The following is a 22,399-nucleotide window of genomic DNA, read 5'->3' as shown; positions in this document are numbered from 1 at the left end:
TGGTGTTGACCTCACTGTACGCGGAGCCGTTTGACGGCGTCCCAATCGATTTCGATGCCGAGACCCGGCCGTGTCGGCACGTCGAGCCGGCCATTCTTCTGGCGCAGGCAGCCGGGCGCCAGATCGGCCAGGTCGCGCTTGAAGGGGCTAAGATCGCATTCGCATTCCATCACCCGGAAATTCGGAAGGGCGGCTGCCAGATGCGTGCTGGCCGTCTCGCAGATAATGCCGGACATGCCGATATGCGGGGCGTAGCCCACATCGTGCAGGGCGGCATAGTCTGCCATGCGCCGTGTTTCGGATATGCCGCCGGCACGGGCGACATCCGGCTGCAGGATTGAAAGGGTGCGGTTGGCGACGAGACGCTGCGCCTGATCGGCGGTAAAGTTGCTCTCTCCGGCTGCGAGCGGCACGTCGCAGCGCTTGCGCAGTTCCTCGTAGCCTTGCTCGTTTTCCGGCGCCAGCGGCTCCTCGAACCAGAAGTAGCCATTGGTCGAAAGTGCCCTGCCGACCTCGATCGCCTGGTCCAGATCATAGGCCCAGTTGGCGTCGACACAGAGTTCGATATCGTCGCCGGCGCGCTTGCGCAGCCGTTCGATGCGCCGGCAGGCTTCTCTGACCGGATTGGCCATCTTGACTTTGATGCGCGGGAATCGCTCGCCGATATAGCGCTCCAGTTCCCGATCCGCCTCAGCATCGTCGACCCAGTTTACGGCGGCGGCATAGACCTCGATCGTTTCCCGGCCGATGCCGCCAAGCAGCTTGGCGATCGGCATGCCCGCGGCCTTGCCCATGATGTCCCACAGCGCAATGTCGGCGCCTGCGATCGCCTCGATCAGCATGCCGCCGGCGCGGCCTGACAGCGAGCGCCGCATGGATTGCCAGAGCGCGCCGATGTTACGCGCGTCCTGTCCGATCAGCCGTGGCTTTAACGAGGTTTCGATCAGTTCCGCATAGGCCTTAGGCGAAAACCGGGCCAGAACCTCACCGACGCCGACGATGCCGGCATCTGTGCGCAACTCGACAAGAACCATCGAGACTTTGTGATAGGTACCCCAGGACGTGACGGTCGGTTTGGGCAGCGTCTGGCTGAGCGGATGGGCGATGACATCTGAAATAATGATCGCCGGTCCGGTCGAAGGTTGCACAGAATCCATCGGCTCTTTCGTTCCCAATGTTTTGCTCGTTGCTCTTGGTTTTGCTCGCTGCTTTGGGGCGTGTCTGTTATTCCTAGCTAGATGTTGGTGACTTGGCAACTGATAAACCTAGTTGCTAAGTTGGAAACTGCGTGTTAGCTTTGTGAATATGAGGATCGAGATGAGTGAAATTCCCGAAAGGAAACCCGTTTTCACCGCCAAGCCGCCCAACCCTTCGCGGTTGGCGGATGGGGTTTCCGATGCGATTGCCGCCGCGCTCTTTGATGGGCGCATCTCGCCTGGCGAGCCGTTGCCGCCCGAAGGGGAGATCGCCAGGGAGTTCGGCGTCTCGAAGCCTATCGCCCGCGAGGCGCTTCGCCAGCTGACGGCAGCCGGGCTGATCTTCACCCAACAAGGCAAGGTTGCCCGGGCCAAGGCGCTGAGCGGCGAATCGATGGACAAAATCTACGGCTACGCGGTCCGCTCCAGTCTCAAGCGGCTGCGCGAAGCCAATGAAATGCGCCGCGTCGTCGAGACCGGAATTGCCCGACTCGCCGCCGAACGTCGCGATCCGGAAGGTCTGGATATTATGCGGCAGGGCCTGGCGGGCATGCTGGCTTCCGTCCAGGAGCCCTCCGGCTTTACCGCCGCCGACATCCTGTTTCACCTCGGCCTCGCCGTGACGACGGGTAATTACATGATCCGCGTGCACATGGAGAGCATGCGTTCCGTGCAGCGCGAGGTGTCGGAATTGTTTTCACGTCGCGCCAATCGCAGCGACGCTGACTGGCGGGCAACGATTGGCCGGCATCAGGCAATCTACGACGCAATTGCAGTTGGTGATGCCGACCTCGCCGAGCAAAAAATCCGGGAGCATTTCGAAGCTGCCGACATTGCCTCGCTCGAGGTGGCCGACAAGTTGAAAGATGCCGAGCGATGAGCGCCGCGCGCTTTTCACTGAAAGGCCGACGCGTGCTGGTAACCGGTGCCAGTTCCGGCATCGGCCGGGCTGTTGCGCTTGGCCTTGCGGAGCATGGAGCGGAACTGATCCTGCATCATTTCGGTAATGAGACGGGCGCGCGTGAGGTGGCCCGGGCGACCGGCGGCACAGCGCCGGTACTGGAAGCAGACTTCACCGACGGGCGTGCGACGCAGGCTTTTGCCGATGAGGTGCTCAAAACACACGGCCCGATCGATATCCTCATTGCCAATGCCGCCATCGAACATCGGCGGCCCTGGCAGGAGTTGGATGAGGCGCATGTCAACGCCCATGTGGCATCGAATTTCTCGGCGCTGCTGACGCTGACGGCAAAGCTGGTTCCGCCGATGGCCGAGCGGGGCTGGGGCAGGGTCGTCGCCACAGGCAGTATCATGGCGGTGCGGCCGCGGGCGGAAACGGTTGTTTATGCGTCGCTCAAGGCGGCGCAGTTGACTGCGATCAGGTCGATTGCGCGCGAAACCGGCCATCGCGGCGTCACGCTGAATGTGGTTTCGCCGGGTGCGATCGAGATCGAAGCCAGTGCCGCGCGCTACGGCGACCCGGCGTTCCGCAAAGCGGTTGCCGCCAAGATCCCTGTGGGCAGGCCGGGCCAGCCGCAGGACCTGGTTGGGGCGTTTGTTTTTTTGTGCAGCGATGCTGCCAGCTACATTACGGGTGCAAATATCCCGGTCGACGGAGGATGGTCGATCGGAGACGCGCCCGGGAGCCTTCCGCACGCCGCCGGGTGAGCGGCGTGTGGCAAGGTTTTCGAGATCACGCGGCGGCACCACCCGCCGCAGCTTGCAGCCAAACGCCGGACGAATGCCGTTTGCATTCATTCGGTGAAGGCTGATCGCCGACGACTAAAAAGGGAGGAAACCATGAAGGCCGCAATAGCAGGTATCGCAGCATCCGCGTTGACATTGTGCATATCGACGTCCGCCGTCTTCGCGACGGATCTCCGCATGACGGTCTGGACCGGGAGCGAGGCTCATCTGAAGATGCTGAATGGCATTGCGGAGAGCTTCAAAGCCACGCATCCCGACGTGAACGTGAAGTTCGAGACCGTGCCGGTCAGCGACTACACCCAGAAACTGACCTTCCAGATCGCCGGCGGCAATGCTCCCGACATAGCCTGGATGATGGAGGATGCCGCTCCGGCTTTCGAAAACGCCAATCTTCTGATGGATATCGGCCCGACGCTCAAGGCGGCGGAAGGCTATGATTTCGACGATTTTTCGAAGCCGGCCATGGGCCTCTGGCAGAAGGATGAAACGGTCTACGGCATTCCGTTCTCCACCTCGCCTTTCATGATCTACTACAACAAGGACATGTTCGACAAAGCCGGGCTCGAAGATCCGCTGACGCTCGCCGCCAAGGGCGAATGGAACATGGACAAGTTCCAGGAAGTCTCCAAGAAGCTCGCGCAAACCAATCCCGGCAAATGGGGCTTCGAGTTCAAGGATGGCGAAGGCTATGCCTCTCGCATGACCCACGCCCTTCTGCCGCCAATCCGCGCCTATGGCGGCGACATCTGGTCGAACAAGGAATGCGGCTTCGATAAGCCAGAAGCCGTCAAGGCGGTCAAGCAGCTGCATGACATGGTCTTCAAGGACAAGTCCATCGTTCCGCCGGGCGAACAGGGTGATTACTTCTCCGGCAATTCGGCGATGACGGTCAACCAGATTTCCCGTGCTTCGAAGATGGCGGAAGCCGGCTTCAAGTGGGGCATCGCACCGTTGCCCACCGGCCCAGGTGGTGAGTCACCCGTTATTGGCCAGGCCGGTCTTGTTGTGTTCGCCCAAGGCAAGAATACCGAAATCGCCGCAGAATTCGTGGCGCATATGACCAATAAGGAGAACGTCGCCACGATGGCGCAGTTCTTCCCGCCGGCCCGCAAGAGCGTTCTGCAGGCCGATGCATTCATCAACGGCAACAAGCTCGTGCCGCCCGAGATGATGAAGAATGTGGCTGCCGCGATAGAAAAGGGCCGGGTGGTCTCGGCTAACGAAAAAGCGCCCCAGATCCTTGCCGCCATGGCGCCTCGCGTCGATGCCCTGTGGAAGCCGGATGCCGATGTCGATGCCGCCATCAAGGGCATCTGCGCGGCAATCCAGCCGCTGCTTTGATCAGAACGAAGATGGCCGATACCGTTCATAACTCCATTCGAACCGGCCAAAAGACCTGGCTGACGTTGAAGATGAGAGAGATGATGGAGGCGTGGCTGTTTGTCAGCCCCACCTTCATCGGCTTCCTCATCTTCTTCCTCGGTCCGCTCTGCGCAGTAGTCTATTATTCAATGACCGAATGGAACCTGCTCAGCCAGCAGGCCACCTTCGTAGGCCTTGCCAATTTTCAGAATGCGCTCCTCGAAAACCCTGACTTTTGGCTTGTGGTACGCAATTCGGTTATTTTCGCGATCGGTCTCGTGCCGCTCAACATGGCGCTCGCGCTCGCCTTGGCGCTCTCCCTTTCCCGGCCGTTCTTCGGGGTCGTGTTCTTTCGCACGGTGTTTTTCGCTCCCGTCATCACCTCGGCCATCGCCTGGGCGATCGTCTGGAAATTTCTGCTGCAGGGAGAAGGTGGTTTCATCAACCAGGTACTGGCGCTGGTCGGGATCACTGGTCCAAACTGGCTGCGTGAACCGAACTGGGCCATGGCGGCGGTCATCGTCACCCGCGTCATCAAGATGGTCGGCCTCAACATGATCCTCTACATTGCGGCGCTGCAGGCGATCCCGCGGGACTATGAAGAGGCAGCGCGCCTGGAAGGCGCCTCGCGCCGGCAGATCTTCAGCATGATCACCTGGCCGTTGCTGGCGCCGACCACGCTCGTCATCATGGTCATCACGACGATCGGTTCTTTCAAGGTCTTCGATCACATATATCAGATGACCGGTGGCGGCCCGGAAAACGGCACGCTGGTGCTTGCCTTCTACATCTACCAGCAGGGCTTCAAGTTCTTCAATGTCGGCTATGCCTCGGCGCTCGCGATGATCATGTTCGTGATGATCATGGCGCTGACCCTGGTACAGGTGATGCTGCGGAGAAAGGGATCGGAATGACCCAGCGCCAAATCCAGATCCTCTACCGCACCTGCTGGACGATCGCGCTCCTGATCGCCGCCATACCTTTTGTTTTCCCATTCGTTTGGATGGTGTCTGCCGGCTTCAAGAGCGTGACCGAGATATTCGGTGCGCCGACGCTTATTCCCCGCGTCTGGCGCTGGCAGAATTTCGTCGAAGTGTTCACCTACCAGCCGTTCGCGCGGCAGTATTTCAACTCGCTTTACATCGCGATCGTGGTGACGGCGCTCACCCTCGCCATCTCGTCCCTGGCCGGCTATGCGCTGGCGCGCATGCGGTTTGCCGGTGCCGGGCTGCTGATGCTTTTTCTGATCTCGGCGCTCATGGTGCCGGAGGAAGTGACGATCATTCCGAACTTCTTCCTGATGCGTTGGCTGGGCCTGGTGGATACTCACTGGCCGCTAATCCTGCTGCCGACTTTCGGCCCCCATGGAGTGATGGCAACGTTCCTGATGCGCCAGTATTTCCTGGCCTTGCCCAAGGAACTGGAAGAAGCCGGCAAAATGGACGGCCTTTCACGCTTCGGCGTTTGGTGGAAGATAGCGCTGCCGACGGCGCGTCCGGCCCTGGCTGCGGTTTCCATCATCACGTTTCTGTTCTCGTGGAACCTGTTCCTGGAGCCGTTGATCTTTCTGAGCTCGCTCGACATGTTCACGCTGCCCTTGGCCTTGTCCAACTTCAACGACAGCTACGGCTTACCGCTGTGGAACCTGCAACTTGCCGCTACCAGTCTTGCTGTGGTGCCGATCCTGATCGTCTATCTGATCGCCCAGCGGCAGATCATCGAAAGTTTTGCGCTATCAGGCGTGAAGGGATGAGGATTTTTCGTTCATGAGCAGTGTATCGCTTAAAGGCATCGAAAAACGCTTCGGCGCCGTCGAGGTCATCCGCGGCGTCGATCTCAGGATCGATCCGGGCGAGTTCGTCGTATTCGTCGGTCCGTCAGGCTGCGGCAAGTCCACCTTGCTGCGGCTGATTTCGGGACTGGAATATCTCAGCGGCGGTGAACTTGCGATTGGCGGCCGGGTGGTCAACGAAGTGCCGGCTTCGAAACGCGGTGTTGCCATGGTCTTCCAATCCTATGCCCTCTATCCACATCTGACCGTCCGGGACAATATGGGTTTCGGGCTGAAGGTTCGCAAAGTTCCGGCACAGGAGCGTCAGAAGCGTGTCGATGAAGCAAGCGCCACGCTGAAGCTCGAAGCATTGCTCGATCGCTACCCCCGTGAGCTTTCCGGCGGTCAGCGGCAGCGCGTCGCGATCGGCCGGGCCATCGTCGGAAATCCTGATGTCTTCCTGTTCGACGAACCGCTGTCGAACCTCGATGCAGAGTTGCGCGTGCACATGCGCTCTGAAATCGCCGCACTACACAAGCGGCTCTCCACGACGATGATCTATGTAACGCACGACCAAATCGAAGCGATGACGCTCGCCGACAAGATCGTCGTTCTGCGCGACGGCCGTGTCGAGCAGGTCGGTTCCCCCCGGGAATTATATGAGCGGCCGGCAAATATCTTCGTGGCGCAATTCATCGGAAGCCCAAAAATGAACCTGCTCCCGGCAGATATCGCGCCTTTGCTGACAGGTGCAAGGGCAGCGGATACCACGGCCGAGACCATCGGGATAAGGCCGGAACATCTGACGGTCGTGGAACCTCGAGACGGGACGCTGCGCGGAACCGTCGGGCTTTGTGAATATACCGGGGCGGTAACACTGCTTCACGTCAAGCTGCCGGACGGGCATGATTGCCTCGTCCTGCACGACGGTGGTGATATGAAGGCGGGAAACCAACTAGGGCTCACCGCCGATGTCTCGAAGGTGCACTTTTTCAATGGCAACGGGCAGACAATAAAGCGGACTGAACAAGGCTGGACTGCTTGAACGTATGGCAGCTCCTGGCGCGGGCGCGAGCCGCAGAAATCTCTGAAGAGCGGGGTTCGTCTACTCGCCCTGTCGCAAGTTGCGAAGTCGGTCGAAAAGGACGGCGAGCACGATTGCGCCACCGATAAAGCAACCCTGCCAGAACGCGTTGATACCGAGCAAACCAAGACTGTTACGGATGACCTCGATGAGTGCGGCGCCGACCAAGGCTCCAAAGGCGGTGCCGACGCCGCCCGCCAGATTGGCGCCGCCGATAACCGCGGCGGCAATGACCTGAAGTTCCATCCCGGCGCCGATGTTTGTGGTGACGGCGCCGAGCCAGCCGGTCTGAATGATGCCGGCAACCCCCGCCGACAGGGCAGAAATCATATAGACGATGACCTTGATCCTCGGCACCGGAACGCCTGTCAGTGTCGCGGCGTGCTCATTGCCGCCGATGGCAAATACATAGCGGCCGAACTTGGTCCAGCGCAGCACGAAACCGGTAATGAGTGCCAGCACGACCATGTAAAGCACTGGATTGGCGATGCCGAAAAACCAGGCGCCGCCACCGAGAGCCAATAGTTTGTCGTGATCAGGTCCGAATTCAAAAACCACAGTGTTGTTGGATGCAACCATCGCAAGGCTGCGCGCAATCGACAGCATGCCGAGCGTGACGACGAAAGGCGGGAAGCCGAGATAGGCAATCAAGACGCCGTTGAAAGCTCCGACCAGAAGAGCCGTACCGATCGAGGCGGCGATGCCGACTTCAATACTATAGCCCGCGTGCATAACCACAGCCAGCACCATGCTGCACAGACAAAGTACGGAGCCAACGGACAAATCGATGCCGCCGGTGATGATGACCAGCGTCATGCCCAGCGCGATAATGGCGACGAAGGTGACGTTGCGGGTGATGTTGTAGATGTTCTTCGCCGTCGCAAAGGAGTCCGTTGCCATCGACAGAAAAATGCAGGCTAGAATGACTGCAATCAGCACCCAGAATGTCTGGCCGCTCATGATCGTTGCAAGCCAGCTCCGTTGCTTCTGTCCGATCGTTTGGTCAAGTGTAATCGCCATCGTCGACCTTCTTCCTTCTTGTTGCAACGGATAGCATCGATCACACCTGTTCGATGGCGCCGGTAATCAGTCCCGTCACTTCCTCCGGCGAACTTGCCGCAATCTGCTTGTCGGCTACCTTTCTGCCTCGCCGCATCACGATCACACGGTCGGCGACCGAGAAGACGTCGGGCATGCGGTGGCTGATCAGGACAACGACAATGCCCTGATCCCGCAATTGGCGGATCAGATTCAGAACCTCAGCCACCTGGCGCACGGAAATGGCTGCGGTCGGCTCGTCCATCAATACGATTTTCGCTTCCGACAGCATCGTGCGGCCGATCGCGACCGCTTGGCGCTGGCCACCTGACATTTGCTTGACGAGATCGCGCGCCCGCGTCTCGGATTTGAGCTCGCGAAATATCTCGCCGGCGCGCTTGTACATGGCCTTGTGGTCGAGGATGCGAAGAGGCCATACGCCGCGGCGCAATTCCCGACCGAGGAACACGTTCGCTGCCGCCGTCAGATTGTTGCAGAGCGCCAAATCCTGGTGAACGATCTCGATGCCATGCTGGCGTGCTTCCTTCGGCCGATGAAGCACGAGATCGGCGCCGTCGAGCCGCATGGTTCCATGGCTCGGCCGAAAGTTGCCGGCGATCATCTTCACCAATGTGGACTTGCCAGCGCCGTTATCGCCCATCAGGCCGACAACCTGCCCGGCTTCGAGCGAAAACGAAACATCGTTGACTGCCTGGATGGCACCGAAATGTTTGGAAATATTGCTGAGCTCAAGAACCGCCACCAGCCTCCTCGCCTCCCAAAACCTGCGGGCTATCCATCGCACCGAACCCTGCATGTCTTCGATGCAAGGCTCCGGCGAATTCGCTTTTCCAATACCCTCCCAGGAAAAGCGATTGGGAGCATTTACGCAAAACCCTGCGACAGCGTCAACTCATTGTCCCGGCCATTGACCTTATTGTCGCAAAAATCTGTTTTGTCAGACAAATATCATTTGACGAAAGTGGCGCCCGGATATTAGCTATCAATGGGGGAGAAAAAGCATGCTGATCCTTGTGACCGGTGCGACGGGCAAGGTCGGGCGGCGCTTCATTGCTGGGCTGCTTGACGATCCGAGATTTTCCAAAGCCCGTATTCGTGCGCTTTGTCATAATCGTTTGTACGAGGCGACCGACCGTGTCGATGTCTTCCAAGGCTCGATCGCCGATCGCGATGTCGTGGCAAAGGCGCTGGATGATGTTACCCATGTCGTGCATCTCGCCACATGCAAGGAAACGCCTGAAGACATCATGGATGTCACGGTCAAAGGTCTCTTTTGGCTGCTCGAGGAGTTCCGTACGAGCGTCACCGCACGCCAGTTCATCCTGATCGGTGGTGATGCGGGTGTGGGACATTTCCACTATCGCCACGACGGCCCGATCACCGAGAACGCCCGCCATTGTGCCTATCCGGGAAGCTATGCGCTCTCCAAAGTCCTGGAAGAGGTCATGCTGGAGCAGTTTGGCATTCAGTATGGCCTCAATGGCTGTTGTCTGCGCGCGCCCTGGATCATGGAAAAGGACGATTTCAAGTATTCGCTGTCTTTTGGAGATGACGTCTTTGGCGGTCCGGACTGGAAGACGCTCGTTCCGGAAGACGCGGCGCGGCGTTATGCGGCGATGGGTACGGTGCCGCTGCTGCTCGATGCTGACGGTCGTCCGCTGAAACGCAACTTCGTTCATGTCGACGACCTTGTTTCGGCAATACTGGCAGCGATCGACAACCCGCGGGCGGAGCGGCAGCTCTTCAATATCTGCATGGATCGCCCCGTCGACTATGCTGAAGTCGCCGCCTATCTCTTGCGCACGCGCAATCTCGGCTCTGTCGACATACCGAGCCGCTTCCATTCCAATTGGATGGACAACAGCAAGGCCAAATACCTGCTGGATTGGCAGCCAAACTACGATCTCGAAATGCTTATCAACTCGGCCTGGCAATACGAGCGTTCAAAGGAGGAGCCTCGCATCGTCTGGTATCCGGGTTGATTTGGTGTGGCGGGCACGCGGTGTCCGTCTGTTTCAAGGGAGGAAACTATGAGGAAGGCATTACTACTTACAGCCGCAGTTTTAGCACTGACCGCCGGGCAGGCCTTGGCCAAGAAGCAACTCGTCATCGTCGTCAAGGGCCTCGACAATCCGTTCTTCGAAGCAATCAATCAAGGTTGCCAGAAATGGAACAAGGAGAACCCCACTTCGGAATACGAATGCTTCTACACCGGTCCGGCATCGACATCCGATGAAGCCGGCGAAGCGCAGATCGTTCAGGATATGTTGGGCAAGGCAGACACGGCGGCAATCGCAATCTCGCCGTCAAATGCAAAGCTCATTGCCCAGACCCTGAAGACCGCCAATCCGACGGTTCCGGTGATGACGCTTGATGCCGATCTTGCCGCCGAGGACGCAGCCTTGCGCAAGACCTATCTCGGCACCGACAACTATCTGATGGGCGCACGCATCGGCGAATACATCAAGAAGGGCAAGCCGAAGGGCGGCAAGATCTGCACGATCGAAGGCAATCCGGGAGCAGACAATATTCTACGCCGCGCACAAGGGATGCGCGACACACTTACTGGCCAGAAAGGCTTGACCGAGCTGAAAGGCGAGGGTGGCTGGACCGAGGTCGCCGGTTGCCCGGTGTTCACCAATGACGACGGTGCCAAGGGCGTTCAGGCAATGACCGATATCCTCGCGGCCAATCCCGACTTGGACGCATTCGGCATTATGGGTGGCTGGCCATTGTTCGGCGCACCGCAACCCTATCGCGACCTGTTCAAGCCGCTGGCCGACAAGATCGCCAGCAACGATTTCGTCATTGGTGCCGCCGACACGATCGGCGACGAGGTCGCCATTGCGAAGGAAGGGCTGGTGACAGCGCTCGTCGGCCAACGGCCGTTCGAGATGGGCTACAAGGCACCGTCGGTGATGATGGATCTGATTGCCGGCAAGCCGGTTGAAGATCCGGTCTTCACCGGGCTCGATGAGTGCACGAAGGATACAGTCGACACCTGCATTCAAAAGTAGGTTCACGGTTGGCGCACCCGGTTCAAAGGGTGCGCCATCTGTCGTTACGAGACGGATCGAGAGATCCGCTGGGCTTGACGCGCCCTGAATTCCACGCTTTGTGCTGGCGTCAATCGCAGGCGACTTCCTCGTTATTACGATTGTTTTGATCACACGTGCAGACAGTCGAAGAATGCTGAGGCAGTAGAAATAAATGCCTGACAAAAAATCGGGAAAGCCAACGGCTGCGCTCGAGGTGGTGATGGTTGACCGCTCGGCCACCACAAGGCGCCCAAATTCTCCCCGCATGACTGGGGCGAGTGTTCATGTGTCCTTGGCAGGCGAGATCGGTCTGCGAATCGTGCGCGGCGACTATCCGCCGGGCACGATCCTGCCAAATGAAGCAAAATGGTCGGAAGTCTTTGAAGTCAGCCGATCGGCGGTGCGCGAAGCGATCAAGATGTTGATGGCCAAGGGCCTGCTTTCTTCCCGCCCGAAAATCGGCAGCTGGGTCGAACCCAAGGAACGTTGGAACCTGCTGGATCGAGATGTCTTGGGCTGGTATGCGGCATCTCCTGATCGCGAATCCTTTCTGAGGGCCGTGCAAGAACTCAGGCATATGATCGAGCCGGAAGCGACTGCGCTTGCTGCGGAGCGCCGAACTGACGAGCAAATGACCGCGATCAGCCAGGCCTTGCATGACATGGATCAGGCGACATCGCTCCAGCAGCGAACAGAATCCGATACGCGATTTCACATCGCGATCTTGCGCGCCTCCGGAAATGATCTGCTGGTGCCGCTCGGCGTCTTGATCGAATCGGCGCTAAACCACCTCTTCGCCCATGTGACGCGGGAGGAAGACAATTTGCGATATGCGCTGAAACTTCATGAAAATATTGAGAAAAACATTCGACTGCAGCGGCCGAACATGGCGCGCAACGCAGTCCGCAAGGCGTTGGCAAATACCGACGACATCATCGCACGGTGGTCACGATAGATTTTTTGCATCGTGTCCGACCGGCGCGTTGCCGATAGCTTGATGCAGGGGAATTCAACCTCCTACAGTCCTCGATGCCTACCCAAAACCCGCGGCTTGTGCTACTTTCCTTGGCAACCTTCGGGGGCTGAGCCATGCGTGGGCTGCTTGCATCGGTGGCGTTGATTTTCACAGCGACGGTGGCCGCTGCGGAGAGCCCTTTGTTCGATGCCGTTGCCACTGGGAACACCGCCGTCGTCGAGCAGGTTCTGGCTACCGGTGCCGATGTCGACAGCCGGGCACGCGATCAGGCAACACCTCTTATCAACGCTGCGCTCGGAGCCCAGCTTGCCATAGCCGAATTGCTGATCGGCAAAGGGGCCGACGTCATGGCTCGGAACTCGGGCGGCTTTACGCCGCTTCATGCCGCGGCCTTTTCCGGCAGCGTGCCGATCAGCAAACTGCTTCTCCACCATGGCGCGACGCTCGACGATGCGGTCAATAAAGCAGGTGTGACACCGCTGATGGTCGCCGGTGAGGAAAACCACGTCGCTCTCGCCACGTTTCTTCTCGCTGAGGGGGCTGACGTCGGTCATGCGGAGGTTCACGGCTACACGCCAATTACGCGAGCAATCTGGAAGGGCAACTCGGACATCGTGCGGCTTTTCAAGCGGCATGGTGCGCCTTGCCCTCCGGCCAGCCGCATCGGCGAAGAAGAATACGCGAAGTGCATGGAAATCCATGATTGAATAGGAGGCACAGATGTATGCGGGGACCAGAAGCGGTGTGCGAGGAATTGCTATGGCGGTGTTCCTTCTGGCTTTGGCAGCTGTCGGTGGATCGCGGGCTTTTGCCGACGACGCGGTAAACACGGGCTACTTCGGCGGCGTGGCGATCATGGGATACGACCCCGTAGCCTATTTCACCGAAGGCAAAGCGGTGAAAGGCTCCGAGGAATTCTCCCACGAATGGCTGGGGACGCCGTGGCTTTTTGCCAATGCCAAACACCGTGAAATGTTCATCAGCGAGCCGATCAAATATGCGCCTCAATATGGCGGCTACTGCGCGGGCGAGGTGGCTCTCGGATCGGTGACGATCAACGTCGATCCGGAAGCATTCAAGATCATCGAGGGCAAGCTTTACCTGATCTACGACAAGGGATCGGCAGAAGGGTTTGCCGCTCATGTGGCCGAAGCAGCGCCGAAAGCCGATAGAAACTGGCCGAAGGTCGCAGCCGATCTCGAACGGGATCAGTATCACTGACCGGTGGAGCGCGGCTATTTGACTGGCGAAAAATAGAAGACCTTCGTGGAGTTCACGTAAGCATAGCTGGTTTCAGCGGGCGAGTTTGCAGGTCTGTAGATCGGGCCGCAATCGGCTCGTCCAAATGCGTTTTCACTCTGCTCGCAAAGCATGTCGCCATTGACGAAAACCGTTCCGGTGACCATCTGCGTCGTCGAGCGGAAGGCCGCCTTGCCGTCGCGTTCGATTTGCATGAGTGCAGCGCTTCCTGAGGGCTCGGTCTTGCCCCGGAGGAGTTTGCCCATGACGATACTTGCGATTTCTTCACCGTGCAGGCGTTCGTGCTCGTTGCCCTTGAAACCGAACGGCCACTCCGGCAGGCCGGCCTCGCGCAGAGCATCGAGGATAAACGCCAAATCCTGCTCGTTGCGGAAATGGGCATTGCTGAGACGCCAGTCCGCCAGAGAATCGCGCCCAGCCAGTAAGCGGAGTCCTTCGGCGACAGTCGCACGGGCGTCGTCGAGGCGACCGGCACGGACATAGGCCATAGCGAGTGGGGTAACGAAATCGCCATTTCCCGGAGAACCATCGCGCGCGCGTTCGAAGCTGTCGATGGCCTTCGTGTAGTCGCGCTGCAAATAAAATACCAGGCCAGCAGTATATCGGTTGATGGCGGAGAGGTTCGGATCGTGCCTGAGCGCCGTGTCCACGGCCGCGCCGGCCTCGGCATGATTGCCGGAGAACAATTGAACGTATGCCAACGCCATATGAGCTTCGGCATCGGCAGACCCGAGCGAAACTGCCTGCTGCGCCGAGGTGACCGCCTGCTCGTAGCGGCGGTCCACGACTTGCATGACGGCAAGAACGGCGTATGGCGATGAAAGAGCCGAGTCGAGCGCCAGCGCGCGACTTGCCTTCTCGTAGGCCCTTTTCCGCGCCAGCGCGCTCTGGAGAACGTCGTCGTACGCGCTTCGCCAGACATAGGCGGTCGCGTGCGCGTCGGCCGCGAAGGCCTCTGCAAAACTGGGGTCGAGCGCCTCCGCCTTGTCAAAGAGCGCCAGTGCCTCGAGCAGCCGAGAACGGCGGCCGGTACGCGTCGCCTGCTCGGCACGAAGGTAGTAGTCGTATGCCTCGAGATTGGCGGTCGGCGGATGGGTAATCCGTTCCGTCTCAGATTGAGTGAGTTTCAGGCCGAGCGCTTCGGCGATCTGCCGACTGAGCTCATCCTGCACAGCCATGACATCCGCCGCGGCGCGGTTAAATCTGTTGGCCCACAGGTGGTCGCCGCTTGCGGCATCGCTCAATTGCGCATTGACGCGGATCTGATCGCCTATCCGTTGCACGCTGCCCGCAACGACAAAACGCACGCCGAGATCGCGTCCGATGTCGGCCAAAATGAGAGGCTTGCCTTTGTACGCAAACACCGAATTACGGCCGATGACGTCAAGGTCCGAAAGCATGGTCAGATCGGCAATCAGGCTGTCGGTAATGCCATCCGTGAAATAATCCTGGCCGGCGTCGCTGCTCAAATTGGCGAAGGGAAGCACCGCTACCGATGGACGTTGGGGCACAAACGGCCATTGCCATGCGAAGACAATCGCAGCGGCCGCAATCAACAGCGCTGCAAGTGTGGCCACGATGATCGCCCGGCGGCGCGGCCGACGGTAGGCGACGACCTTGCCTGCCTCGGAGGGGTCTAACAGAACACGATAGACGCGAACCGGATCGGCTATGTTCTTCAGTTGCTGCTCACCGAGAGAGGAAAAACCGACCTCAGCCCTGTGTACCGTGTGATCGAAAGCGGTGCCGGATATGCAAATCCCGCCGGGTTGGGCAAGGCTCTCCAGCCGCGCCGCTATGTTGACGCCGTCTCCATGAATGTCCTCTCCTTCGACGATGACATCGCCGAGATTGACGCCGATGCGGAAAAACATCCGCTGCTCGGGCCGCAGCGCCGCATTGCGTTCAGCCTTCTGTTGCTGGATTTTGACGGCGCATCGCAAGGCATCCACCACGCTATGGAACTCAACGAGGATCCCGTCACCCATCGTCTTGATCAGGCGGCCGTGATGCGTGGCGATCTTCGGTTCGAAGAGTTCGTGAAGGTCGGTGTGGAAGCGGATACGCGTTCCCTCTTCGTCGATCTCGCTCAGGCGGCTGTAACCGACCACATCCGCAATCAGGACTGCTGCAAGGCGGCGCTCCATACCAGCTCTTTCCGGGTGTCCGATCCCTTGCCGTTATCTTACAGCAGGTGCCGTGCCGTTGCTATCAGAGTCGCCCGAACTGGCATCACGTTCGCCGGCCAAATGCTCCGTGGAGAGGGCGCAATCTGGAAGGCTGCTCGCACGTCCGCCCATAGAACGAGCAGCCCGCGATATCGGGTCGACAGCAGTTTCCTTCAGCATTGACCAAGATTCGGACCTGTAAGTCCTGCCTTACGGAGTCCTTCTACACGGCGGTTAAAGTCCTCGGGGTTTCGAAATGGAAGGATCCGCCGGCGGCGCTCGACAGAAAAATCAGGATTGATCCGGAGTGCCTTCTCCCAGGCCTGACGGCTCTCCTCCGACCGACCGAGGTGGCCGTAACATGAGGCAAGCAGGGCGTAGGCGGTCTCCGATTGGGAGTTTTGCTGGAGCCGCTGCTCGATGGCTGCAATCGCTTGTTCATACTCGCCGAGAGAAAAGTACGCATCGGCGCGAAATTGGAAGAGAATTTCCGGATGGTGCGGGTCGAGCCGCATCGATGCATCGAGTGTTTCCAGGGAGCCGGCGGGATCGCCGGAGAATATCTGGGTATGGGCCAGCAGTAGCAGAAGCTCGGCGGAGTTGGGCTGCAGCGCGAGGCCCTGCTGCACTTCTGCCCGCGCCCGGTCCAGTTCCCGGTTCCACATGCAAGCCATGCCCAGTGCAAAGTGGCCGTTGGGCTGTTCCTCGGCAATCTCCACGGCCTGCTGCGCGAGATCCATCCCGATCCGCAGCGAGCCTTCCGGATCGTTGCTCCAGGCGTTGACGTAGTCGAGTACGTGGGTGAAGGAGATGAGTGCTTGGGCGGCCGCATATTGCGGATCGATTGCGAGGGCGTCGGCCGCCAGGCTGCGGGCCGCTCTGTTTCCGGTTCGGGTATGAGCCGACGCCTGCTCGCGGCCACGCAATAACAACTCGTAAGCGTCGACGTCGAGTGCGCGTCCTTTGGCCAATCGATCCTGGTCGCCATGCGTGAGGTTCAGTCTGAGCGCGGCCACGATCTCCTGCGTGAGCTCATCCTGAACCGCGAAAATGTCGGTGAGGTCGCGATCAAACCGGCTGGCCCAGATATGTCCGCCATTGCTGGCGTCGATCAATTGGGCGGTGACACGCACGCGGTTGCCGGCCTTGCGCACGCTGCCCTCGAGGACATAGCGGACGCCGAGCGCCTTGGCCATCTCAGGCACTGAGGCTATTACATTCTTGTAGACGAAGGATGAGTTGCGGGCGATCACGTGCAACTCGGACAGCTTCGAGAGGTCGGTGATGATGTCCTCGCTGATACCGTCGGAGAAGTATTCCTGTTCGGCGTCGCCGCTCATGTTGTTGAACGCCAATACGGCGATGGACGGCTTGTCGGGAACGGCCGGAACTGACGGCATTTCGATTGCGGGCCGCACCTGTCGTGCCGCGGTCGGCTGCGGAGTTCCGATCTGAAGCGAATAGACCTGCATCGGTTCAGCAATATTCTTGAGCTCAATTTTGCCGAGATCGGTCACGGCAAGATCGAGCCGCGATTTCACCTGGCGGTAGGCGTCTTCGGAAAGACAGATGGCACCGGGCTTGGCAATTCCCTCCAACCGCGCAGCGATATTGACGCCGTCGCCCATCAAGTCGCCGTCGTTCTCCTCGACCACATCTCCCAGATGGATTCCGACCCGGAACTCGATGCGATGTTCAGGCGACACGCCGATATTGCGCTCAACCATGGCAGTCTGCACTTCGATCGCGCAGCGCACGGCGTCCACGACGCTGCGAAACTCGATGAGGCTTCCGTCACCGGTACGCTTGACGACCCGGCCATTGTGCACGGCAATGGTCGGATCGACCAGGTCGCTGCGCAACGTTCTCAGCCGCGCCAGGATGCGATCCTCGTCCGCACCGGCGAGGCGGCTGTAGCCGACCACATCCGCGACCAGGATCGCCGCCAGTTTTCGCGTCACGCTCGTAAGTCCCAATTCCTCGTCGGATCAAAATAACACAGTGTGATCGGCAACGCCGCCAAATCCGATTGCGTTCGCTAAGAAGCGGTCCGTGGCGGGTTGCTTGGACTTGAAGATGGTCGGTGAAGCCTAAGCGATATCCGCGGCTAAGCTCCGTCTTTCAGAGAGAAGGCAAGGACGTAGTCGCCGACATCCTTCGAATAGGGTGCGCCGCCAACCGATATCAGGACATATTGCTTGCCTGTTTTCGGCGAGACGTAGGTCATGGGCGTCGCGCTCGAGCCGACCGGCAGTGGGTATTTCCAGAGCTCGGTACCGTTCTCGGCGTCATAGGCACGGATATAATAGTCCTGGAAGCCGGCGAAGAAGACGACGCCGCCGGCGGTCGCCGAGGTGCCGGCATAGCTCGGCAGGCCCATCGGCATAGGCAGCTTGGTTTTGATCTTGAACGGCCCAAGTTCTTCGGCTGTGCCGGCCGGAACCTGCCACGCGATCTTGCGCGTCTTCAGATCGACTGCAGTGACGGTGCCGAAGGGCGGTTGGGTGCAGGGAACGCGGAGCCTCGATGTCCACATCTCGGTGGCCATGGCGTAAGGCGTACCGCGCTGCGGGGCGGAGGGGCCGTGGGCGGTCGTGGTGAGGGCAAAGTCGACATACTCCTCGCGTGGGATGAGTGCGAAGAGACTGGGCACGCGGATATCGTTCATGAAGACCCTGTTGTTGGGCAGATCGACCGATACGCTTCCCCAGTTGAGACCACCCAGATTTCCCGGCTGCTGGATTGCATATTGCGTGCCGATCGGGGTGAAATCGCCGTCATAGCGCATTTTACGGAAAGCGATGCGGCATGCCAACTGATCGAACATCGTCAGGCCCCAGGCCGTCTGCTCCGTCACGCGCTCCGCACCGATTGTCGGCATGCCGACGGAGTAGGGCTGCGTCGGGGAGAGTTTCTCTTCGGGCACGCCGCCTTGCTGCGGCACCGGCTTCTCCTGAACTTCGGCAAGCGGTGTGCCGGTTCGGCGGTCGAGGAGAAAAAGCTGCCCGCGTTTGGTGGTCTGCAGCAGAGCAGGCACGGTGGCGCCATTGCCGTCAGGCAGATCGACCAGGACCGGTTGAGCCGGCAGATCATAGTCCCAGATATCGTGATGGACGGTCTGGAACTTCCATTTCTCTCGACCCGTCGTCACATCGAGTGCCACCAATGTCGCGTTGTATTGATCGGCGAAGGCAGGGCGATTGACGCCGTAATAATCCGGCGTGGTATTGCCGAGCGGTGCATAGATGAGGCCGAGCTTGTCGTCGAATGCGGCCGTCGTCCACATGTTGGGCGTGGCCCGCGTATAAGTCTGGCCCTCCGGCGGGAGTTTGGTGATCTGCGGGTTGCCGAGATCCCATGCCCATTCGAGCTCGCCGGTGACGACGTTGAACGCACGGATGACGCCAGAGGGTTCGCCGACCTCCTGATTGTCCGTGACCCAGCCTCCGACGACGATCAGGTTGCGGGCAATCAGTGGCGCCGATGTCTGGAAATAATAGCCCGTCTTGACTTCGCCCATGCCCTGGGAAAGCTGCACGGTGCCATTGTCTCCGAAGTCCTTGCAGGGCGCGCCGGTCTTGCTGTCGATCGCCAGGAGACGGGCATCGATCGTCGTCTGCACAAGGCGCTCATTGCAAAGACCATCGGCGGACTGGGTTTCCGTCGGCATCTTGTAGTAACCGAGGCCGCGGCAGCGCTGCCAGTAAGGCGCCGTCGCCTTGGGATCGAAGGTCCAGCGGGGTTTGCCGGTATCTGCATCGAGCGCTGCGATCACATCTGTCGGCGTGCAGGTGTAGACGGTATCGCCGATCTGCAGAGGCGTGTTCTGATCGGCGCCATCGCCTTTTCCGGTGCGATATGTCCAGGCGAGATCGAGCTTGGAAACATTTCCGCGGTTGATCTGATCGAATGGGGAATAACGATCTCCTGCCGTGGTGCGGCCATAGGATGTCCAGTCGGAGGGAGAGTTGTCGCCCTTGACGACCTTATAGGCGGTAATGTCGGCGGAGGGCTGGATGATCCCATGCGGCACGAAGCTGAGACCGAAACCCGCGACAAAGATGAGAGCGGTCACCAAGGCGCCGCCATAAAAGAGCTTCCGGTTGGCGGCCGGGGAAAGCGACGGTGCAAAGAGAAGGGCAAAGCCCGCCAGCGCGATGGGGGACATCAAGCGGGCAAACAGCGCCCAGAAATTGAGACCCGACTCCCATAGCGCCCAGGGAAGGGTGAAAACGGCGACGAGCAGGACGATGAGCCCGCCTGGCGTCTTCCGGCGCCACAGCAGAAGGGCGGCAACCAGATAGGCCAGCCCGACGATTGCGTAATAGGGCGAGCCGCCAAGGCGCAGCAGCCAGGCGCCGCCTCCGATCAGTGCCAGTCCGATAAGGGCAAGAACAATACAGAACAGGGTGGCCAGAAATTTCATAGTCTCCTCATCCAATCCGCCGCCCGATCACCTGGATTCCAACTCCGACCGTCGCATGGCCCTCGGGAAGCACAGGGCCATGGGTTGATGGTCAGAGACGCGTCTTCGGGAGAGGGCTGCTCTCTCGTTCAATTTTACCTGATGTACCTGTGGTCACTGACACGCGGCCCCGACCCGGCAATGATGCCGCTGCCGCTCTGCGGCAACGGCTTGCCATTCCAAATCGAGTCAATACTTCTGAAAGGGGCACAGATGGTTCTCGGCGAAAAGCTTGATCTAGCGAACGGGCGACCGACAGGATTCGACTATATGCGATTACTGTTAGCCTTTTCAGTGCTTTGGATACACACGGCCCGTGTCACCTATGGCGACGACCTGTTTCTCTGGGAGTCGCCCTTCCGCCCTGTCATCAAGTCAGTTCTGCCCATGTTCTTTGTCCTGAGCGGGTTTCTGGTGGCCGGCAGTCTCGAACGATCGAAGACATTGGTCTCTTTTCTCGGCAATCGATTTATCCGGATCTATCCCGCTCTCGCGGTAGAGGTGTTGCTGGCTGCCTTTATACTCGGAGCGATCTATACAGAGTATGACCTGCGTGACTATTTCACCGATCCTCAATTCTTTACATATCTGATGAATGTCACAGGGCACATTCACTTCAATCTACCCGGGGTATTCCTTGATAATCCTGACGCCGCAATGGTGAACGGGCAGCTCTGGACGGTGCCCTTCGAGCTTGAGTGCTATGCCGTGATCGCCGCGCTCTTCCTGCTCGGCGTAGTCAGGCGGCGGGTGATTGCTCTTATCGCCACGCCGGCGTTGATCATGGCCTTCGGTATTGCAAGATATTGGAAACATGGAAGCGATTGGGCAACTATGCCGACGACCGCGTCCGGCAATCTGCTCATTTGTGCTTTTCTTGTGGGGGTGACCTTCTATCTCTACAAGGACAAGGTTCTTTGGGATATCCGAATTTTCCTCGCCTCTGTGGCAATGATTTTGTGGGCCTACTGGTTTACCTCCTTTGGGGACTTCATTGCCATTCCGGCCATGGGATACGTCACGGTCTTCCTTGGTCTCACCTCGCCCCGCAAGCTCGGCGTCCTGCGTGGGGCCGACTACTCCTACGGCGTCTTCCTCTATGGCTATCCGATCCAACAGGCGTTCGTAGCGCTCGGCCCCTGGGCGCATAACTGGTGGTTGAACGGCATCGTCTGCAGCATTGTTGCCGCTTGCTTTGCCGCCTTCTCGTGGAGATTCATCGAAAAGCCGGCGTTGAAATTGCGGAAACAAGTCACCTGGCTCGAAAACCTCAGTCTCCAACGCAGCGTAAAACGGCAACTGGCCGGCGCGGTCTCGAAATAGGTTTGTCGATATCGGCCTCGAGGCTGGCAATTCCATCGCAGGTGCTCAACCGGCAAGAACATCAGCAGGGCTCGCCATAGCGGCGGCCCTGTTTCGTTGTTGCCTGACCGATCGCCTCAGATAAATATCCGGGTCCATCGTAGGGGCCGAGTTTTCCCTAGGCTGCTGCGCAAACCTTGATGCGGTCGATGTCACGCTTGCCGGACGAGCTGTTCGTTGCCAGCGCATATGCGCTCGAGCGTAAGCCTATGGCCAAATTCATCTTTTCAGGGATATCAATTTAGCGTTCAGTTCGAGAGAACGCCGCAGCTGCATTATCGGCTCCTGTATAAGCCTCAGATACCTAAATCTATCTGACCGCAATATTCAAGGATTTCTTGGGTTTAATCGGTAGAGCGGCCCCGCTGGATGAATAGTCGAATATTCTCCGGCGTTGTTCCGTCGATTTGCTAGGCTGCTGTTAGCAATATTTTAACCACAATAGGTAAAATACTTTGATCGGACTTCGTTTCGACTTTGGGTTTTGTCATGTCATCGAGGGCTGACGGTGACTTGAAGGAGGTGTGAAGAAAGGATCAGAATAATGATGAAGAGCACGCTCGTCGTGGTTGCCGTCTCTATCGCCGCCGGAGCGACCATTCGGGCCTCGGCCTTTGCAATCTTTGCATTTCTGGTGGTCACGGCCTTGGGCGGCGTGATCCTGCTCAAAGGTTCCTCCTTGACGGAGGCGGTCGTTTCTTGCGTCGAAGTGCTTGTATTGATGGAGATATGCTATCTGGTGGGTCTATTCGCTTTCTCCTTGTGGCATATTCAAAAGCGCCGCAAAAAGAACTCCATTACTGAGCGCTCCCATGTTACCGGCAAGCGTCCTCACGGGTAATGATATGACCGAGGCGGCAGAATGCTCGGCTGCGCTATGTCAGGGTGCTAAAGCGCGGCGCGATCTTTTAGGTTCGCTTGGCCCGCGCTTTAGTCTCTGGTTTTGCGCAT

The 22,399-nt window shown here is 59.1% G+C and carries 19 protein-coding genes; 13 read left to right on the top strand and 6 right to left on the bottom strand.

Annotation, left to right across the window (positions count from 1 at the left end; all coding sequences use genetic code 11):
- Positions 1-11: 11 nt before the first annotated feature.
- A complete protein-coding gene (locus tag BS630_RS23040; protein ID WP_077979178.1) occupies positions 12-1,157 on the bottom strand; it encodes a mandelate racemase/muconate lactonizing enzyme family protein in 1,146 nt (381 codons plus the stop codon).
- Between the two features lie 160 nt (positions 1,158-1,317).
- Between BS630_RS23040 and BS630_RS23035 the strand changes: the two genes are divergently transcribed.
- The 6 genes from BS630_RS23035 to BS630_RS23010 all read left to right on the top strand — a co-directional run bounded on the left by BS630_RS23035 (position 1,318) and on the right by BS630_RS23010 (position 7,081).
- Complete coding sequence (locus BS630_RS23035) at positions 1,318-2,076, top strand: FadR/GntR family transcriptional regulator (protein WP_077979277.1); 759 nt, start codon at positions 1,318-1,320, stop codon at positions 2,074-2,076.
- Complete coding sequence (locus BS630_RS23030; RefSeq protein WP_077979177.1) at positions 2,073-2,864, top strand: SDR family NAD(P)-dependent oxidoreductase; 792 nt, start codon at positions 2,073-2,075, stop codon at positions 2,862-2,864. Before BS630_RS23035 ends, BS630_RS23030 begins: the two co-directional genes overlap by 4 nt.
- A gap of 132 nt (positions 2,865-2,996) precedes the next feature.
- Positions 2,997-4,244 carry an ABC transporter substrate-binding protein gene (locus BS630_RS23025; RefSeq protein ID WP_077979176.1) on the top strand — a complete coding sequence of 416 codons (1,248 nt, stop codon included), beginning with the start codon at positions 2,997-2,999 and terminating at the stop codon, positions 4,242-4,244.
- Between the two features lie 11 nt (positions 4,245-4,255).
- Positions 4,256-5,179, top strand: a complete 924-nt coding sequence (locus tag BS630_RS23020; RefSeq protein WP_077979276.1) for a carbohydrate ABC transporter permease — start codon at positions 4,256-4,258, stop codon at positions 5,177-5,179.
- Positions 5,176-6,018 (top strand): carbohydrate ABC transporter permease, encoded by an 843-nt coding sequence (locus BS630_RS23015; RefSeq protein WP_077979175.1) that lies wholly within the window; start codon positions 5,176-5,178, stop codon positions 6,016-6,018. Before BS630_RS23020 ends, BS630_RS23015 begins: the two co-directional genes overlap by 4 nt.
- 13 nt (positions 6,019-6,031) lie before the next feature.
- Positions 6,032-7,081 (top strand): ABC transporter ATP-binding protein, encoded by a 1,050-nt coding sequence (locus tag BS630_RS23010; protein WP_077979174.1) that lies wholly within the window; start codon positions 6,032-6,034, stop codon positions 7,079-7,081.
- 60 nt (positions 7,082-7,141) lie between these two features.
- Here BS630_RS23010 and BS630_RS23005 read toward each other — a convergent pair whose 3' ends face one another.
- Both BS630_RS23005 and BS630_RS23000 read right to left on the bottom strand, forming a co-directional pair.
- Complete coding sequence (locus BS630_RS23005) at positions 7,142-8,140, bottom strand: ABC transporter permease (RefSeq protein ID WP_029872506.1); 999 nt, start codon at positions 8,138-8,140, stop codon at positions 7,142-7,144.
- A gap of 40 nt (positions 8,141-8,180) precedes the next feature.
- Positions 8,181-8,921, bottom strand: a complete 741-nt coding sequence (locus BS630_RS23000; RefSeq protein WP_025395777.1) for an ATP-binding cassette domain-containing protein — start codon at positions 8,919-8,921, stop codon at positions 8,181-8,183.
- A 259-nt stretch (positions 8,922-9,180) separates the two neighbouring features.
- On the opposite strand from BS630_RS23000, the gene BS630_RS22995 reads away from it, so the two are divergent.
- The 5 genes from BS630_RS22995 (at position 9,181) to BS630_RS22975 (ending at position 13,414) form a co-directional block, all read left to right on the top strand.
- On the top strand, positions 9,181-10,161 hold the full coding sequence (locus BS630_RS22995) for an NAD-dependent epimerase/dehydratase family protein (protein ID WP_077979173.1): 981 nt from the start codon (positions 9,181-9,183) through the stop codon (positions 10,159-10,161).
- A 48-nt stretch (positions 10,162-10,209) separates the two neighbouring features.
- Positions 10,210-11,196 (top strand): substrate-binding domain-containing protein, encoded by a 987-nt coding sequence (locus tag BS630_RS22990; RefSeq protein ID WP_077979172.1) that lies wholly within the window; start codon positions 10,210-10,212, stop codon positions 11,194-11,196.
- 193 nt (positions 11,197-11,389) lie between these two features.
- Positions 11,390-12,172, top strand: a complete 783-nt coding sequence (locus BS630_RS22985; protein WP_077979171.1) for a FadR/GntR family transcriptional regulator — start codon at positions 11,390-11,392, stop codon at positions 12,170-12,172.
- Between the two features lie 134 nt (positions 12,173-12,306).
- Complete coding sequence (locus tag BS630_RS22980) at positions 12,307-12,900, top strand: ankyrin repeat domain-containing protein (protein ID WP_077979170.1); 594 nt, start codon at positions 12,307-12,309, stop codon at positions 12,898-12,900.
- A 13-nt stretch (positions 12,901-12,913) separates the two neighbouring features.
- Positions 12,914-13,414 carry a YHS domain-containing (seleno)protein gene (locus BS630_RS22975; protein ID WP_131642815.1) on the top strand — a complete coding sequence of 167 codons (501 nt, stop codon included), beginning with the start codon at positions 12,914-12,916 and terminating at the stop codon, positions 13,412-13,414.
- Between the two features lie 14 nt (positions 13,415-13,428).
- Here the strand turns inward: BS630_RS22975 and BS630_RS22970 are convergent, their stop codons facing one another.
- The 3 genes from BS630_RS22970 to BS630_RS22960 all read right to left on the bottom strand — a co-directional run bounded on the left by BS630_RS22970 (position 13,429) and on the right by BS630_RS22960 (position 20,047).
- Positions 13,429-15,600, bottom strand: a complete 2,172-nt coding sequence (locus BS630_RS22970; protein ID WP_077979168.1) for an adenylate/guanylate cyclase domain-containing protein — start codon at positions 15,598-15,600, stop codon at positions 13,429-13,431.
- Positions 15,601-15,794: 194 nt separating this feature from the next.
- Positions 15,795-17,582: an adenylate/guanylate cyclase domain-containing protein gene (locus BS630_RS22965; protein ID WP_077979167.1), complete on the bottom strand. Its 1,788-nt coding sequence runs from the start codon at positions 17,580-17,582 to the stop codon at positions 15,795-15,797.
- 146 nt (positions 17,583-17,728) lie between these two features.
- Positions 17,729-20,047, bottom strand: a complete 2,319-nt coding sequence (locus BS630_RS22960) for a membrane-bound PQQ-dependent dehydrogenase, glucose/quinate/shikimate family (protein WP_077979166.1) — start codon at positions 20,045-20,047, stop codon at positions 17,729-17,731.
- Between the two features lie 252 nt (positions 20,048-20,299).
- Here BS630_RS22960 and BS630_RS22955 point away from each other — a divergent pair, with 252 nt between their 5' ends.
- Together BS630_RS22955 and BS630_RS22950 are read left to right on the top strand one after the other, a co-directional pair.
- The gene (locus BS630_RS22955) at positions 20,300-21,409 is read left to right on the top strand and encodes an acyltransferase family protein (protein WP_077979275.1); all 1,110 of its coding nucleotides are present in this window, start codon (positions 20,300-20,302) and stop codon (positions 21,407-21,409) included.
- A 583-nt stretch (positions 21,410-21,992) separates the two neighbouring features.
- Entirely contained in the window at positions 21,993-22,289 is a 297-nt protein-coding gene (locus BS630_RS22950; protein WP_077979165.1) for a hypothetical protein, read from the top strand.
- Positions 22,290-22,399: the final 110 nt, after the last annotated feature.

Origin of the sequence: Rhizobium laguerreae, from assembly GCF_002008165.1 — a bacterium.
GTDB classification, from domain to species: domain Bacteria; phylum Pseudomonadota; class Alphaproteobacteria; order Rhizobiales; family Rhizobiaceae; genus Rhizobium; species Rhizobium laguerreae.
This window is presented reverse-complemented; position numbering and strand designations above follow the sequence as displayed.

What these genes read in the sequence shown, in the direction of transcription:
- BS630_RS23040 (WP_077979178.1), bottom strand. Translation starts at nt 1,157, where the DNA reads ATGGATTCTGTGCAACCTTCGACCGGACCGGCGATCATTATTTCAGAT.
- BS630_RS23035 (WP_077979277.1), top strand. Translation starts at nt 1,318, where the DNA reads ATGAGTGAAATTCCCGAAAGGAAACCCGTTTTCACCGCCAAGCCGCCC.
- BS630_RS23030 (WP_077979177.1), top strand. Translation starts at nt 2,073, where the DNA reads ATGAGCGCCGCGCGCTTTTCACTGAAAGGCCGACGCGTGCTGGTAACC.
- BS630_RS23025 (WP_077979176.1), top strand. Translation starts at nt 2,997, where the DNA reads ATGAAGGCCGCAATAGCAGGTATCGCAGCATCCGCGTTGACATTGTGC.
- BS630_RS23020 (WP_077979276.1), top strand. Translation starts at nt 4,256, where the DNA reads ATGGCCGATACCGTTCATAACTCCATTCGAACCGGCCAAAAGACCTGG.
- BS630_RS23015 (WP_077979175.1), top strand. Translation starts at nt 5,176, where the DNA reads ATGACCCAGCGCCAAATCCAGATCCTCTACCGCACCTGCTGGACGATC.
- BS630_RS23010 (WP_077979174.1), top strand. Translation starts at nt 6,032, where the DNA reads ATGAGCAGTGTATCGCTTAAAGGCATCGAAAAACGCTTCGGCGCCGTC.
- BS630_RS23005 (WP_029872506.1), bottom strand. Translation starts at nt 8,140, where the DNA reads ATGGCGATTACACTTGACCAAACGATCGGACAGAAGCAACGGAGCTGG.
- BS630_RS22995 (WP_077979173.1), top strand. Translation starts at nt 9,181, where the DNA reads ATGCTGATCCTTGTGACCGGTGCGACGGGCAAGGTCGGGCGGCGCTTC.
- BS630_RS22990 (WP_077979172.1), top strand. Translation starts at nt 10,210, where the DNA reads ATGAGGAAGGCATTACTACTTACAGCCGCAGTTTTAGCACTGACCGCC.
- BS630_RS22985 (WP_077979171.1), top strand. Translation starts at nt 11,390, where the DNA reads ATGCCTGACAAAAAATCGGGAAAGCCAACGGCTGCGCTCGAGGTGGTG.
- BS630_RS22980 (WP_077979170.1), top strand. Translation starts at nt 12,307, where the DNA reads ATGCGTGGGCTGCTTGCATCGGTGGCGTTGATTTTCACAGCGACGGTG.
- BS630_RS22975 (WP_131642815.1), top strand. Translation starts at nt 12,914, where the DNA reads ATGTATGCGGGGACCAGAAGCGGTGTGCGAGGAATTGCTATGGCGGTG.
- BS630_RS22970 (WP_077979168.1), bottom strand. Translation starts at nt 15,600, where the DNA reads ATGGAGCGCCGCCTTGCAGCAGTCCTGATTGCGGATGTGGTCGGTTAC.
- BS630_RS22960 (WP_077979166.1), bottom strand. Translation starts at nt 20,047, where the DNA reads ATGAAATTTCTGGCCACCCTGTTCTGTATTGTTCTTGCCCTTATCGGA.
- BS630_RS22955 (WP_077979275.1), top strand. Translation starts at nt 20,300, where the DNA reads ATGGTTCTCGGCGAAAAGCTTGATCTAGCGAACGGGCGACCGACAGGA.
- BS630_RS22950 (WP_077979165.1), top strand. Translation starts at nt 21,993, where the DNA reads ATGATGAAGAGCACGCTCGTCGTGGTTGCCGTCTCTATCGCCGCCGGA.